The sequence below is a fragment of the Methylobacterium sp. JK268 genome, from assembly GCF_054052225.1.
The window spans coordinates 70,787-86,369 of record NZ_JBSVZN010000016.1 but is presented as its reverse complement, the minus strand read 5'-3'; the positions used below and the strand labels follow the sequence as shown (position 1 = coordinate 86,369).

Here is a 15,583-nt window from a genome sequence, read left to right as displayed (position 1 = left end):
GCGGAACGCGCATCGCGCCCTGACGTTGGTGCGCCGCATCCACGGTTGCGGCGAGGCGGCGATGGCGGGCGAGCACTACGACGTGATCATCGTCGGCTCGGGACCCGGCGGCGGCGCGATGGCCTGGCGCCTCGCCCGCACCGGCAAGCGCATCCTGCTCATCGAGCGCGGCGACTACCTGAGGCGAGAGCCGCGCAACTGGGACAGCCAGGCGGTGATCGTCGACGGGGTCTACCAGGCCGAAGAGACGTGGTTCGGCGCCGACGGCAGCCGCTTCCATCCGGGGCTCCACTATTACGTGGGGGGCAACAGCAAGTTCTACGGGGCCATCCTGTTCCGGCTGCGCGAGCGGGACTTCGGCGAGATCCGCCACCGCGACGGGATCTCGCCCGCCTGGCCGGTGGGCTACGACGAGTTCGAGCCCTACTACCAGGCGGCCGAGGAGCTGTTCCACGTCCACGGCGCGCGCGGAGAGGATCCGACCGAGCCGCCCGCCCCCAGGCCCTACCCCTACCCGCCGGTCGCGCACGAGCCCCGCATCGCGGCCCTGGCCGAGGGGCTGCGGCGGCAGGGGCACCATCCCTTCCACCTGCCGGTCGGGGTGCGCCTCGTGGAGCGGGACGGCGTGCCGCTCCCGACGTCGCCCTGCGTGAAGTGCGAATCCTTCGACGGCTTCCCCTGCCCCACCAACGGCAAGGCGGACGCGCAGGTGATGTGCGTCGATCCCGCCCTGCGCGACTGCCCGAACCTGCAGCTCTCGACGCGCACCTACGTCGAGCGTCTCGTCACCGACGCGTCCGGCCGGGCGGTCACCGGGGTCGAGGGCACCCGCGACGGCGCACCCTTCGCGGCCTCGGCGGACATCGTGGTGGTCGCCTGCGGGGCGCTCTCCTCCGCCCTGCTGCTCCTGCGCTCGGGCGGCGAGAGCCACCCGGCCGGGCTCGCCAACAGCTCCGGCCTCGTCGGGCGCAACTACATGCGCCACACCAACTCCACCGTGCTCGCCATCTCGCGCACGCCCAACCCGACCAAGTTCCAGAAGACGCTCGGCCTCAACGACTTCTACTTCGGCGATCCCGATCCCGCCGACGGCTGGGACTTTCCGCTCGGCCATATCCAGATGGTCGGCAAGTCCGACGGCGCGCAGATCCACGGGGAGGGCCTGCCGGGCTTCCTGCAATGGTTCCCCGAGAAACCCTTCGACTGGCTCGCCCGCCACTCGGTCGATTTCTGGCTCACCTCCGAGGATCTGCCGCTGCCCCAGAACCGGGTCTACTACCGGGACGGCGCGGTGCATCTCGACCTGACCGAGACCAGCGGCGAGGCGCATCGGCGGCTGCGGCGCAAGCTGCAATCGCTCTGCGACGCGATGGACCTGCACCCGCACCTGTTCGACCGCACGCTCTATCTGGGCAGGAACGTGCCGATCGGCGGGACGGCCCACCAGGCCGGAACGCTGCGCTTCGGCGAGGATCCGGCGACGTCGGTCCTCGACCGCGACTGCAAGGCGCACGATCTCGACAACCTCTACGTCACCGATGCGAGCTTCTTCCCGTCGATCGGCGCCGTGAACCCGACCCTGACCATCATCGCCAACGCCTTGCGCGTGGCCGACCGGATCGCGGCGCGGATCGGCGCCGACGACGTGCGGCCCGCGCCCCAGGTCTTCGACCACACCGATCCCCGGGAGCCCCTGCATGGCTGAGCCCGCGCCGCTCGATCCCCTCAAGCCCGCCGATCCGGACAATGACGGACGTGATCCGGCGCGGCCGCCGGGGCTGCCGCTCTACCACCTCTGGACCGGGCCGGACGGGCTGAGCCGCCTCGACCGCTGCGTGATGACCGGCTTCGCGCTCCAGAGCGTCGGCGGGGGCGCGGCGCCGCAATGGATGCGCGACTTCCCCGGCGAGGTCGAGGCAGTGAAGTTCAACATCCTCCCGGTGGGCTGGATCGGCGAGTGGCACGAGAGCCCGAAGGTGCAGTGGGTGGTTCCCCTCGCCGGGCGCTGGTTCCTGGAGACGCCGGACGGGCGCCGCGTCGAGATGGGGCCGGGCGACATCCATTTCGGCCAGGACCAGGGCACGCGGGGCGGTCGGGGGCACCGCTCCGGCCAGGTCGGCGAGGAGCCTTGCCTGCAGATGATGATCCAGTTCGCGACCTCGCCGCTGCCGGCAGAGGCGTGTCCGTTCGATCGGCGGGATTGATCGGCGGCGCCGGCGTGCGGCATCGTCCGGGCGCCGACGATCGGCGGGATCGTCTCGCAATCCGGAGTGGTCGCCCACTTCGCGCCGTCGACGGCACCGCCTCGATAGCTTTGCGGAAGTATGGCGGCTGACCGAAGGAATCTCAGTGCCCTGCACCGTGACAGGGCTGGCCAAATCCTCAGACATCGTCTAGACACCTGCGTCAGAGCAATGTCGTGGTGTGAGGCTAGAATGGGCAGCGCTGCGGAAAGTTGTGTCGTCTCGTGATGAGACGCGTGATCATGGCGTTCTAGCAGTGGGCGGTGGTCCGCTTACATGCGTGAGTGTCGTCTAAGTCGATCCTGATAGCAAATCTCAGCTTGCCGGCGAATGCAGATCCGACTGAGAACGAGGTCCGTAGACATTTCGCTTTGCAGCGCAAGCTCAGCCTAAGCTATGCTATAGGGTTGCATTGCCGACGGTCAATTCACTTCCTCCTTCCGGCCGAGAGATCAAGTGCCAGTGCGAAAGTTCTTCACGCGTGATCGTGAGCGAAAGAGCCGCGTGGATCAGGACGTGAACCGGTTGAGCAGCTCTGACGGAGATGTGCGCGAGACCGAGAGCGGTCCGTTTGGGCGCGCATCCGGCTCCATGGCCGACACGAGCGATCGCCCGGCTCCCACGACGGCCGACCCGTCACGAGGAGACGGTTTGCTGTCGATGGTCCTGCGGGCGGCGCAGGATGGAGGCGACATTCTCGCCGCGGGCATCGATGAGGCCGCACTCGCATCGGCAGCCGTCGGGCATGCCGCGCGCGCCGAAGAGGTGATCGCGGCGCTGCCGTGGTCCGATCCCCTGGCGGTCAAGCTGTGCGGGATCCTGACCCGCTCGAAGCGCGCGTCGCCGATCACGGCAATTCGATACCTCCAGCACGCCACGGATTTGACCCTCAAACACCGGCTGGATGTCCTCGACGACACCATCGCCCGGCACTCGGCCGACCCCTACCTGCACATCGAGCGGGCGAAACTGCTGCGTTCTGAGAACAAGATCGATGGCGCCCTGGTCTCTGCGCACGAAGCTTATCGCTTGAAGCCCGACGACATCGGCATAGCAGCCGAGTATATCTGGATGCTGCGACTGGCGGAGCGCTATGACTACGCCCTCGAGATCGCGCGACAGGCCGTGTCGGCGGGGCAAGGCGATCTCGCGCCGCTCGCGCGCCACGTGGTCGAACTGACCGCGATGCTCGGGCGGAACCGCGTCGGCGCCGAGCCGGCCGTCGCGGGCCGCGCCGCTGGTCGGCAGGACGACCCTGCCGCCGACATGGGCGGCGACCCTGCCGCCGACATGGGCGGCGAGCCGATCGCGGCCCGCCTCGCACGCGTCCTCGCCGCGCTCCGCGACGAGAGGACGCCCATCGACGCGGACCATCTGGCGCTTCTGGGTCGCTTGGCCGCTGCCCTGCCGCCCGACATCGGCGATGAGGCGTGTCGGGAGGCGCGTGAGATCGCCGCGGCCCTCGAATGGGTCGAGTCGTTGTCCGAGGATGATCGGGCACTGCTCTTCGAAGATGGATTCTATAAAGCGTTCATCGGCCCGCACGAGCCGCTCCCGGACGACGTGGCGGTCCATTACATCATCAGGGGTGTCAAGAAATTCTATCCTTGTAACCCGTTTTTCGATGCCGTGACTTACTGCCGATCGGCCGAGCCTCCGCCGACCGCGATCCCACTGCATCATTACATGGTATCAGCGGAACACGGCGCGCGTGCCTTTCACCCCGACATCGACGCGGGAGCGCTCGACCCCCGCGGTGGGATCTCGTCCGACCCGGCCCTGTTGACGCTTCTCAGATCCGCGGAGCTCCCTCACGCCACGGCCATGGGGCGGGGGCCACGCTCCATGGCGGAGTGGCGCGAGCGCGCCGCGCAGACGACGCGCCTGAACCGTCGCCGGCCGGTGGTCGATGCCCTGCTCGCCCAACGACCCTGGCTCGCTCATGACGCCGACAAGCTTCTGCTGTTCTTCGATCCCGATTATTACGCCAGCCAACTTCGTGATTGCGACATCGCGATCGACTATCGCGATCTGCTCCTGCACTTCCTGAACTTCGGTGAGGCAGCGGGGTTCGATCCGCATCCGCTGATTCGAATCTCCTCTTGTCGCGAGGTCTTCGGGGACAAGGCTGGCGAGAGTGTCTTCGCAGCGCTCCTCTCTCAGAATGAGAGGGAGCGACGTCTCCCCCACCCGCTCTTGGTGGCGGCCGCGACGGCCGGCGCACCCGATCTCCGGCTCGACCGATACCTCGCCGCACCGCCCTCGGCGCGGCCTGCCCTCTGCAGGATGTTTGCGGCGACGTTCTACGAGCGGCAGAATCCGGAGATCGACTGGACCCTCACGGACCCCCTCGATCACTACCTCGCCGTCGGAGCCCGGAGGGACGCGTGGTTCCACCCCGTGGTCGACCTCGAACTCTACCAAGAGACTGCGATGTCGCGCGCAGAAAAGGCTGCGCGCATCTCGGCCCTGGAGCATTTCGAGACCAGCCCGACGCCACGTCCTCGCCCATTCACGATGTTCGATCCTGATTTCTACCGCTCCCAGCACGAGGACATTGCACGCCACCATATCGACCCGTCGAGCCATTTCGTGCAGTTCGGGTACCTGGAGCCGGCGCGAGAATTCAGTCCGATTTTTTCCAAGGACTATCTGTACCACTCCGACGTCTCGAACCCGTTCGCGTTCGAGCCTCCGATCGCAGCATACCTCCGGCAACGACGGAACTGCCGCACGCGGGTGCTATTCGTAGGTCACGAGGCCTCCCGCAGCGGTGCGCCCGCGATCCTTCTTCAGATCGTTCGCCACTTCGCCAGCTACGACAACGTCGATTGCGTCACGATCCTCGATCAGGGGGGAGCGCTGCTGGACGAGTATCGCACGGTCTCGCACGCCTTCGTCGCGCCGGTCGACCGCCATCTCGCCTGGAGCAATCCGGCCCGGTTCCGGGCTTCCCTGAAGGGTATCCTCGACGCGTTGTCCGACGCCCCTCCCGAACTCGTCGTCTGCAACTCGGCGGAGGTGCGCCTCTATGCCGCCGCCTTCCGGGACCTCGGCCTGCGCGTCGTTTTCCTCATGCACGAAGTGGGTGACTTCTACCCGCCGCACGAACTCAGGACCCTGTCGGAGAATGTGGACCTCCTGATCCTGCCGTCCCAATTCGTCGTCGACTCGATCGCCCGGACCTATCCGCCGGCGCTGACCAACGCGAGGCTGCGTCCGCAGGGATTGCTGAGCGACGCCTTCGGTCGACGCCAGCTTCGAGACCGCGAGCGCCTGCTGCGCCGCAACGGCATCCACGTCGCCGATCACGACGTCCTCGTCCTCGGGTGCGGGACCTTGAACGGTCGCAAGGGCTTCGATCTCTTCGTCCAGGTCGCCCACGCCGTACGTCGGAGTGCGGGATCGGCGATCAAGTTCGTCTGGGTCGGCGGTCACGCGGGATGGCGCTTCGACAATGGGGGAACCGGCGATACGGCCCCGTACTGGGCGAGTTGGGACATCCGGCGGTCGGGGCTCGATGAGACGCTCTTCGTGATTCCGGAAGTCACGGACGCGGAACCCTACTTCGCCGCCGGCGACATGTTCCTGATGTCGTCGCGGGCGGATCCATTTCCCTGCGTGATTCACGAGGCGATGGCCATCGGTTTGCCGATCGTCTGCTTCGAGGGAATGACGGGTGCGCCGGAGGCTTTCGGTGAGGGTGGGGTCGTCGTCCCGGCCCTGGACACCTCGGCGATGGCCGAGGCGATCCTGTCCCTCGCGCGGGATCCGGAACGGCGCGCCGCGATGCGGCGCTCCCTCCAGAGCCGCGTGCGCGCGGATTACCGCTTCGAGACTTACGTCGAGACCTTGATCAGCGATGCGGCACCGCTCCTCTCGGGCGGCAGGGCGTCGCTGGGGCGGCGCTGCGCCCCCGACGACGCGCGCAGGCGCGTCTACTTCGCCAATTCCGACTGGGGCGTGAGTGGTGTCAACACCTTCACGGTGAACCTCGTCAGGGACCTCAGGCAGAGAGGTTACGAGGCGGAGGTGCTGCTGACGGCCGGTCGCTTCGGTTACTACCGCCCGCCGGGAGCCTCGTTCTACGAACCCCTGCCCGAGCCGCTACCCGACGTTCCCTACCGCGTCCTGCAGCCCCGCGACGCCAGCCCCGCCGCCAAGCGGGAGACGCTGCGTCGTTTCCTGCTCGATCACGCGCCCTGCATCCTCTTCCCCGGATACGACTACGACATCACCTCGCTCGCGAAGGATCTCCCGCCCGGCATCGGAGTGATCGGAGTCACGCATGCGGATGACAGCGAGCACTACGATCATACCTACCAGTATGGACCCTACTGGAACCGGATCGTGGGCGTCTCATCGGAGATCACGAGGAAAATCGAAACGCTCAATCCAGCGTTCGCCCCGAAGCTGGCGCTCATTCGCTGCGGCATTGAACCACCTCCGGCGGCGGTCGTCGAGAAATCCGTCTTGGTTAAGATCGCCAGCATCGACCCGGTGAGGCTGGTCTACGCGGGACGGTTCGAGGTTTTTCAGAAGCGGATCTTCGATTACTGCCGCTTGGCCGATGCGCTCGAAGAGGCATCGATCCCCTTCCACATGACGCTCGCAGGTGCGGGGTCTCAGTTGGAGGCCGTGAGGCAACGCCTCGCGATCCATATCGCGGCAGGGCGCGTCCAGGTGCCGGGACGGTTGGAGCACGCGAAGGTGATCAGCCTGCTCCAGAGAAGCCACCTCTTCCTGATGTTGTCCGATTTCGAGGGCCTGCCGATCAGCATGATCGAGGCGCTTCAGAACGGGTGCGTTCCGGTGACCTACGATCTCAAGAGCGGGATCTCCGAGATCATCCACGATCGCGAGAACGGCCTGATCTTGCCGCGCGGCGACCTGAGTGCCGTGGTGGCGGGCGTGCGTGCTTTCGTGGCCGATCCCGCCCTCCGCGACAGGCTGGTTCGCGGGGCGCTCGCGACGCCGCAGCGCTACGGCCTCACGCGGTCTGCCATGGGCGAGCAGTACGACGCGTTGCTGACGCGCGTCTTCGCCGAGATCGACGAGGCTTTCGCGTCGGTGGAGGGGGCCGAGAGACTGGCAGCCCTCAGGGCGAGCTCGTGATTGGGGGCCGTGGCGACGCCGGACGAAGGCTCCGCACGGTCTCGACTGGAGGCGATGGGCGAGGAGGGCGTCAGCCGCCCACGTCCGCGTTGCTGAGGCCGATCGCTGAGCCTTCATCGGCCTGTTCCCGGGCGGATGCCGTGTCACCGACCGCGCGGCGGAGCCTCGCTCCACGCCGAGGGCGAAGCTTCATGCGCCTCCTCGAGGAGGACGGCCGTCGTTCCGCGGCGCTCGCGCCGGGACGCGTCGAGGGACCGTGACGGCTCTCACGTTCGACCCGTCCGCGTCACGCGGTCCGAGCTCCGCACGCGGGTCGGCGGGGACGAATCCCGGGCCATGCTGAAGGCCCGCGGGGCGTCCGGGCGCCGTTTCCTTCCACGCTGGCGCCGGCCGGCCAATTACGCCTCAGGGGGCGCGGGCCGCTTGTCGCCCGCGCTCGACGTCTGGAAGTGGCGCCAGGCACTGCTGAGGATCGTGTCGAGGTCGGAGTTCTCGGCCGCGAAACCGATCGCCTCCCGTGCCCGGGACACATCGGCGAGCAGGGCGGGCGGGTCGCCCGCGCGACGGCCTCGCACCACGTGGGGCACGTCCCGGTTCGTCACCCGCTTGATCCCGTCCAGAATCTCGCGGATCGACGTCCCCCGGCCCGTCCCGAGGTTGAGCTTCAGCGCCCGATGCCGGGACTTCAGGCCTTCCAGGGCCGCCACGTGGCCCCGCGCGAGATCGGCCACGTGGATGTAGTCTCGGACGCAGGTGCCGTCGGGCGTGGGCCAATCGTCGCCGAAGATCTCGACCTCCGGGATCCGACCGGCCGCGGCCATCAGGCACCGTGGGATCAGGTGCGTTTCAGGATCGTGCTCCTCGGCGAGATCGCCCTCCAGATCCGCTCCGCAGGCGTTGAAGTACCGTAGGGCGGCGAAGCGCAGGCCGTAGGCACGGCCGAAATCCTCGAGGACGCGCTCCACCATGAGCTTCGAGGCGCCGTAGGGATTGATCGGGCATTGCGGGGTCGTCTCGACGATCGGAAGGGTCGCTGGCACACCGTAGGTCGCGCAGGTGCTCGAAAACACGATCGTGTCGATCCCGGCCCTCATCATCTCGGAGAGAAGCGTCAGCGTACCGGTGACGTTGTTACGGTAGTATCGCGCCGGCTCAACGACGGATTCCCCCACATATGCGAGCGCCGCGAAGTGGATCACCGCCCGTGGGTCATAGCGCCGTAAGGTCTCCGCCAGCTGCTCACTATCGCGGATATCACCGACGATCAGCGGACCCCACTTGACGTTGTGCCTGTGTCCCGAGCTAAGGTTATCGTACGCGATGCACTCGTAGCCGTTCAGCGCCAGCTGCTTGCAGGTGTGACTCCCGATGTATCCGGCCCCGCCGGTTACGAGGACGCGGGTGGCGTCAGGCATGTCAGAGGATCCCGCTTGCGATCATGGCGTGGAATGCCCCTGCAGATACGCTCGTTTTCCTGTTGTGAAAAGGCCTCTCATCAGCAAAATCTCTATCAGTACGGGATCAGGATCGCGGCAGATCGTGCGGAGCGCTACGGTAGGAGAGGCCGTACTCTCGAGTCTGTGATGGACGAAGACGGCTGTCGGCGGCGTCAGAGGCGGTGTAGCTCATCAAGCAACCGTGAGAAGCCAGTCTGATTGCTTTGCGTTTGCTGACCAGCTTCGGGACAAGACAGTATCCATTCCCGATCAAAGACTGACGTGAGGAACTGAATCGGATACGCTACACCTTGATCGGTCAGATTTTTGGACGAAAAATTTCTGATTGGGGAGAAGAATTGGACGCTGAGCATCTTTTCGACGGTCGGTCTCAGAGGGATTGGTGCCGAGACCGAAGTATTTACTCAAGTCGCGGGAGCGCATGGTCATCCGCGATCCTTCATGCCGGTGCCACGGCGCGAGGGGCCGCGGCCGTCCCTCGCTGCATTGGCCGTTGGCGGACCGGACGTCTGCCGGGTCGGACGGCGACAGCCGCGTTGTGCCCGGCCCCGATGAACTCCAACGCGGATACGCCCGCGAGAGGCGCGATGGACGCGCCGTGGCCAATACGGATGATCCATGCGCCGTGCCGCCCGACGGTCGATCCTCATCCGCGCGGCGACCGGTCATCGGAACGCAGAGCACGATCGAAGACAGGGACCTGGAGTGACGTCGGTTGATCGCAAGAGCGGAGCGTCCGAGAACCGTAACGCCGGTCCTCGGGCAGCTTCGTTGACCAAACGGACTCCACCGCTGTATCATTGCAACGCGTTCATGACGTTATGAGAGCACCTGATCATCGCACAGCGTTCCGACTTGCTCCGCGGTGCAACGATTTGCTATCGCATGGGCATGCCGTCGAGATCAGCGGAACGGATCTGGCCGCGACCTCGCCGACGGCAGCGTCAAGCTCTCCTCGCAGGGTGTACCCACTCCCACGGCGCCGTCTTGGCCGGACGATCCCGGTGAGATCCGTTCGCGCGATCGGCGATGGCCCCGTCGCGACCAGCGCGGCGGGCCAGATCGTCCCGGGCCGGCCGCGCGGGCGCCGGTCGGTGCTCGCCGAACAGGTGATCCTCCATTCGGGCAGGCGAACCGGGTGGGGCTGTCCACGAGACTCTCCGAACACAGGCGAGGAAAGATCCTGATGTCCAGCGATCAGTCGGACCCAGCGGCAATACGAAAAGGCCCGATATTCGTCCTCGGATCTTCGCGATCGGGAACGACAGTTTTATCTTGCGCGCTCGCAAGAATGACCAATTATCGCAATTTTGGCGAAGGCCATCTATGGCCGCTGGCATCATCGCTACTTGATATCATCGATCGTTATGAAGTCAATAATGTCATTCAAGTCACTAAGAGTGGTGAAAATAGGTCGATTATGAATTTTGAAAACGAAAAGAAGTTGCTTATTGAGGCATTTCGATCTTTATTTAATGTCGATAACTCTCATTTTATCGATAAGACTCCCGGCTCACCGATGATACGGTGTTCTCCTCTGTTGAAGAAAATCTATCCAGATGCCATGTTTATATTCACGCATCGTCATCCCGTCGGTACAATAACGTCCAAGATGCGGAAATTCAGAAATGTCGATTTTGTCGATCACTGTCGTGATTGGCGCGATTGTCAGGTCGGCTGGGAGAGCGTGAAGCGCGAAATCTCTGGATCGTGGATCGAGGTCGCGCACCATGACATCGTGACCCGGCCCCGGAAGGTTGCTGCCTCCCTCTCTGAAGCGCTAAGTTTTCCCGCTCAGCTCGGTGAACTTTTCGTTGACGAAATCAACGAAAATAAGTACGTTGAGAGGACATCGATTGACTACGTTAGCGATGACGAGGTTGAATTTCCAGCAGAGTGGACAGCCTCCGAGAAATTGATTTATGAGCAAATATGCGGTTCGCTAGCAGAAAAGCAGTCATACTTTATTCTCGGATCAGGCAATAGCGGTCGCAAGCAAAAGAAATCTGAAGTAGCTTTGTTTTTTCCGCAGGGACCCAATGATGTAATCCGCGTAGAGAACACAAATTCGTATTGTTATGGCACAGCGTTCGGATTTCAGCTTTGTCCGAATTTGCCTGATGCAGGTCCAGTCGCTTATATGATTCGATGCAATAAAGAAATTATGAGACCTTACCTAATAATGCAGGCACGCAAAGAATTCGAGAACGGTCCCGATGTGGCAATTAATATAAATGTTGTCGATCGTCATTCTCAAACGACAACGTTCGTTATGGCAATCTCAATCAACGATAAAACTCCCATTGATGTCATCGTTGATCTAAGGGAATTTCCCATCGAAATCGACATCGTGATGTCGATCATGTTAATGGGCGCTTCCACAAATAGCTACGCGACAATCCATTTTCATCGACCTGTGCTGTCGATGCAAGCTAATCGTTGAGAAGCGCATGCGCTGTGATACCGTGCAGAAGTTCATCTCGGCGAGTGGCCGTTCGTCGTCTCCTCGCGTTGACCCCGGCGGCTCAGGTGCACGGAACGACGGCGGGAGCGCTGGCCCGGGCGTGATGGTCTCGGCGCGGGAATGCCCGTGCCACGCTCGCCGCCCTCCCCTCGGGTGACGGAAGGGCGTTCGGCCGAGACCGTCCTTTCGATCATCTGGACTTCAGCGTGAGTAGGTCCCACTCAATGTTGTTCATCGTCGGCTACTCCGAGTCCGCCGTTCGGCGGTTTCTCGACGTCGCAGCCACCCGGTTCGTTTTCGACGTCGACTGGAACGCGGAAAAATGGGAGATGGCGTGGGATGTCCACGCCGTGGTGAATTCCTTCTACGAGACCGTCGCCGACTTCATCGAGGGCGGGAACTGCTTGCTCCTCACGGTCGAGCGAGACACGATTTCGGAGCGGGTGCGAGACGTCATCGGTGCGGGGCGCGGATCGGATCTCGGCGGCACGCCGTCCTGGAAGATCGTGACCGGGCGGGGCGCGGCGAAGATACCCGGCCTCCTCGAGACCAGTTTCCCGGATGCCTTCTTCGTCTACGTGCGGAGGAACCCGATCGCGGCGATCGACGACCTGATGCGGGCCGACCCGCGCGGCCATTTCACACGGTTCTGTCAAGACTGGGCCGCGTGCGAACGAAGCGCCACGGCGTTCTGCAGCAGGCGTCCCGATCGGTGCCTCGCGATCGACGTCGACGAACTCGAGCGGGACCGCCGGGTGCAGGATGAACTCGCGCGGTTCGTGGACGCGACGGGGTGCGCAAACCGCGTGCCGTCGCGAGCCCGCGAGGACGATGGTGGCCCCGCGCCCGCACCCCTTCGCACGTCGCTCCCGGAGATCGGTTGGACGGAGCAGGAGAAGCACGTCTTCTTGAAAATCTGCGAAAATGAAGCCGTCAACGCCGGTTACGATCTGTGGCAGGACAACAAGCAAATCGATAAAGATGGCAATATCGTACTATTCTATCCTGTCGTTCCCACGGAAAAATTGTTTGTCTGCCGAGAGAATTCTTTCTGTTACCCCTTGGATTTCGGATTTCAGCTCTGTCCGAACAATTCCGACGACGAGCAATTTTCGTATCACGTGACTTCGCTGACGGTTCCCACGCCAGGCAAACTGACGTTCTCGGTTCGACGAGAATATATCCAAGGTCCGCCGGTCCTGTTACAAGTGCGCGTCAGCGAGTGCGAAACGCAGACAGTTCGGGTGATCAGCAGGCGTCGTGTCGTTGCGACAGAGGACGAATACATCGAGATCATGCTCGACGAGGGGATTTCTCAAATCGACCTCGAGATATCCGTTTCGCTCGATTTGCCCCATAAAAATCAATTCTGCACGATCGTGATCAGCAATCCCAAGATCGTCGCAACGGCACGAAATGCAGACGCATCGGCCTCTTGCCCTGCTTGAAGTTCCGATGCCGCGGCAGAAGCTTGACGGATATTCAAGAGCGGACGAGCGGTCATGAGGCTCGGGACGGTTCAGAGCCGAGCGATGAAGATGGGATCTGCCGTGCGCGTCCATATCGCCAGCTCTCCTGGAGCGGGTGAACACGGGGCTTGAGCGGATCGAGCGGTCGGTCCGACGTTCACGGTGGATCGGGTGCCCGACCATACCGACCGCGACGGCCGTGCCCGATCGTATCGTTTGGTGAGCGCGGAACCGCTGCGTCGAGCGCGCCGGGTTCACCGGTGCAAAGCGTGATCGGATGGTAGCGGAGGAGGGACTCGAACCCCCGACACAAGGATTATGATTCCTCTGCTCTAACCAGCTGAGCTACTCCGCCGCTGCCGCCCCGGGCCTGCCCGTCGCTGCGGTGGCGCGATATACGGAGGTCCGGGAGCGGCTGTCAAGGAACCGTCGCGGGAAACCCGCCGGCTTCCCCGTTCAGAGGGCGTCGCCGAGGATCTCGGCCACCTGCGGGATGTCCTTGTCGCCCCGGCCCGAGAGGCTGACGACCATCAGGTGGTCCCGCGGCTTGGTCGGGGCGAGTTCGGCGACCTTGGCGAGGGCGTGGGCCGGCTCCAGGGCCGGGATGATGCCCTCCATCAACGAGCACAGGCGGAAGGCCTCCAGCGTCTCGCCGTCGGTCGCCGACAGGTAGGTCACCCGTCCCATCTCGTGCAGCCACGCGTGCTCGGGGCCGATTCCCGGATAGTCGAGGCCGGCCGAGATCGAGTGCGCGTCGGCGATCTGCCCGTCCTCGTTCACCAGGAGATAGGTCCGGTTGCCGTGCAGCACGCCGGGCCGCCCGCCGGTCAGCGAGGCCGCGTGCAGGCCGCTAGAGAGGCCGTGGCCCGCCGCCTCGACCCCGTAGATCTCGACCTCCCGGTCGTCCAGGAAGGGATGGAACAGACCCATCGCGTTCGAGCCGCCGCCGATGCAGGCCACGAGGGAATCGGGAAGGCGCCCCTCCTGCTCCAGCATCTGCGTGCGGGTCTCACGGCCGATCACCGACTGAAAGTCCCGGACCATCGCCGGGTAGGGATGCGGGCCCGCCACCGTGCCGATGCAGTAGAAGGTATCGGCGACGTTGGTCACCCAGTCGCGCAGGGCCTCGTTCATCGCGTCCTTGAGCGTGCGGGTGCCGGACTGCACCGGCACGACCTCGGCGCCCAGCATCTTCATGCGGAAGACGTTCGGCTTCTGCCGCTCGACGTCGACGGCGCCCATGTAGACGATGCACTTGAGGCCGAAGCGGGCGCAGAGCGTCGCGGTCGCGACCCCGTGCTGGCCGGCGCCGGTCTCGGCGATGATCCGCTCCTTGCCCATCCGCCGCGCGAGCAGGATCTGGCCCAGCACGTTGTTGACCTTGTGGGAGCCGGTGTGGTTCAGCTCCTCGCGCTTGAAGTAGATCTTCGCGCCGCCGAAATGCGCGGTCAGCCGCTCGGCGAAGTAGAGCGGGCTCGGCCGGCCGACGTAATGCGTCAGGTAGGATTCCATCTCGCCCTGGAAGGCCGGGTCGGCCTTGGCCTCCGCGTAGGCCCGTTCCAAGTCGAGGATGTTGGGCATCAGCGTCTCGGCCACGAAGCGGCCGCCGAAGATGCCGAAGCGGCCGCGCTCGTCGGGGCCGGTGCGGAAGGAATTCGGGTTCGGGGGAGCGGTCACGGCGCAAAGTCCTCGGACGAATCGGGCGGGGGCGGCGCGCGCGGCCGCCGGAAACAACAGGCCCGCGGCCTGCTCTAGAGGCTGTTATGGCCCGTAGACAGGTGTTGTGTCGCGTCAGCGACGTCCAGCCCGCCAGGAGGCCAGGTGAGGCAAGGCTGGCTGCCTTGCCTCTCCTGACCGACGCCGCGGATGGCGTCGCTCACGCGACCCTGTGGGTGGGCAGGGCGTGGGCGCCGGGTGCGTCGCCGGCCTTGCCGGTAGCCCCGCTACCGGCTGCACCCGGCTCCTGCCCGGCGCCCAACCCTGGACAGCACAACACCTGCCTACGGGCCATAACAGCCTCTAGGACCATTCCCGGCGAAGGGCAATTTCGCCCCAGCGGTCGCGCCGCTCAGGCCGCAGGGGACGCGGTGTCGCGCCCGCGCGCCGCCGCCACGAAAGCCCGGATCAGCGCCGCATCCTTGTGCCCCGGGGCGGCCTCGACGCCCGAGGAGACGTCGACCCCCCGCAGGCCGGTCCGCCGCAACGCCGCCGCGACGTTGCCGGGCGCGAGGCCCCCCGACAGGAGCGTGAAGGGGGGCAGCGCGACCCCTCGCAGCAGGTCCCAGTCGAAGGCTTGGCCGTTGCCGCCCGGCCGCGTGGCGCTCGGGTCGGGCTTGGCGTCGAGCAGGATCCCGTCGGCGGCGCCCGCATAGGGGCCGATCGCCGCGAGGTCGGCCCGGGTCGCGATGCCGAGCGCCTTCATGACCGGGCGCCCGGTCCGCGCGCGCACGGCCGCGACCCGCTCCGGTGCCTCGCGGCCGTGGAGCTGGATCCAGTCCGGATCGAGCGCCGCCGCCACCGCGTCGACGAGTGCGTCGTCCGGGTCGACCAGCAGCACCACGCGCTCCGCCCTCCCCTTCGCCTGGGCGGACAGGGCCGCGCCGGCCGCGAGGTCGACGTGGCGCGGGCTCCTCGGAAAATGCACCAGCCCGATCAGGTCCGCCCCCGCCGTCAGCGCCGCCGCGAGGGTCTCGGGCGTGCTGAGGCCGCAGATCTTCACGCGGATCGGAGCGGGTTCGCTGCTCATGCGCATCCTATAGAGCATTTCCCGCTGCAGGGGATGCCGGTTCGGCGGAGACGATGCGGCCGACACCAAACACCGGGAGCCGCATCCCG

General features: G+C 65.2%; 8 protein-coding genes and 1 tRNA gene. 5 read left to right on the top strand and 4 right to left on the bottom strand.

Annotated elements, in window-relative coordinates; all coding sequences use genetic code 11:
• Nucleotides 1–61: 61 nt before the first annotated feature.
• From ACW9J6_RS18810 to ACW9J6_RS18800, 3 genes are all read left to right on the top strand, one after another.
• Nucleotides 62–1,705, top strand: coding sequence for a GMC oxidoreductase (locus tag ACW9J6_RS18810; protein ID WP_457118030.1), 1,644 nt, complete (start codon nucleotides 62–64; stop codon nucleotides 1,703–1,705).
• Nucleotides 1,698–2,204 carry a cupin domain-containing protein gene (locus tag ACW9J6_RS18805; protein ID WP_457118029.1) on the top strand — a complete coding sequence of 169 codons (507 nt, stop codon included), beginning with the start codon at nucleotides 1,698–1,700 and terminating at the stop codon, nucleotides 2,202–2,204. Before ACW9J6_RS18810 ends, ACW9J6_RS18805 begins: the two co-directional genes overlap by 8 nt.
• A gap of 543 nt (nucleotides 2,205–2,747) precedes the next feature.
• Nucleotides 2,748–7,358 carry a glycosyltransferase gene (locus tag ACW9J6_RS18800; protein ID WP_457118028.1) on the top strand — a complete coding sequence of 1,537 codons (4,611 nt, stop codon included), beginning with the start codon at nucleotides 2,748–2,750 and terminating at the stop codon, nucleotides 7,356–7,358.
• A 398-nt stretch (nucleotides 7,359–7,756) separates the two neighbouring features.
• Here ACW9J6_RS18800 and galE read toward each other — a convergent pair whose 3' ends face one another.
• Nucleotides 7,757–8,773: a UDP-glucose 4-epimerase GalE gene (gene galE / locus ACW9J6_RS18795; protein ID WP_457118027.1), complete on the bottom strand. Its 1,017-nt coding sequence runs from the start codon at nucleotides 8,771–8,773 to the stop codon at nucleotides 7,757–7,759.
• A gap of 1,228 nt (nucleotides 8,774–10,001) precedes the next feature.
• Between galE and ACW9J6_RS18790 the strand changes: the two genes are divergently transcribed.
• The gene (locus ACW9J6_RS18790) at nucleotides 10,002–11,258 is read left to right on the top strand and encodes a sulfotransferase family protein (RefSeq protein ID WP_457118026.1); all 1,257 of its coding nucleotides are present in this window, start codon (nucleotides 10,002–10,004) and stop codon (nucleotides 11,256–11,258) included.
• Nucleotides 11,259–11,503: 245 nt separating this feature from the next.
• Entirely contained in the window at nucleotides 11,504–12,727 is a 1,224-nt protein-coding gene (locus tag ACW9J6_RS18785) for a hypothetical protein (RefSeq protein WP_457118025.1), read from the top strand.
• Between the two features lie 299 nt (nucleotides 12,728–13,026).
• Here the strand turns inward: ACW9J6_RS18785 and ACW9J6_RS18780 are convergent.
• From ACW9J6_RS18780 to ACW9J6_RS18770, 3 genes are all read right to left on the bottom strand, one after another.
• Nucleotides 13,027–13,103 (bottom strand) — tRNA-Met (locus ACW9J6_RS18780).
• 101 nt (nucleotides 13,104–13,204) lie between these two features.
• A complete protein-coding gene (gene trpB, locus ACW9J6_RS18775) occupies nucleotides 13,205–14,425 on the bottom strand; it encodes a tryptophan synthase subunit beta (protein WP_457118024.1) in 1,221 nt (406 codons plus the stop codon).
• 391 nt (nucleotides 14,426–14,816) lie between these two features.
• On the bottom strand, nucleotides 14,817–15,494 hold the full coding sequence (locus ACW9J6_RS18770; RefSeq protein WP_457118023.1) for a phosphoribosylanthranilate isomerase: 678 nt from the start codon (nucleotides 15,492–15,494) through the stop codon (nucleotides 14,817–14,819).
• Between the last annotated feature and the right edge of the window lie 89 nt (nucleotides 15,495–15,583).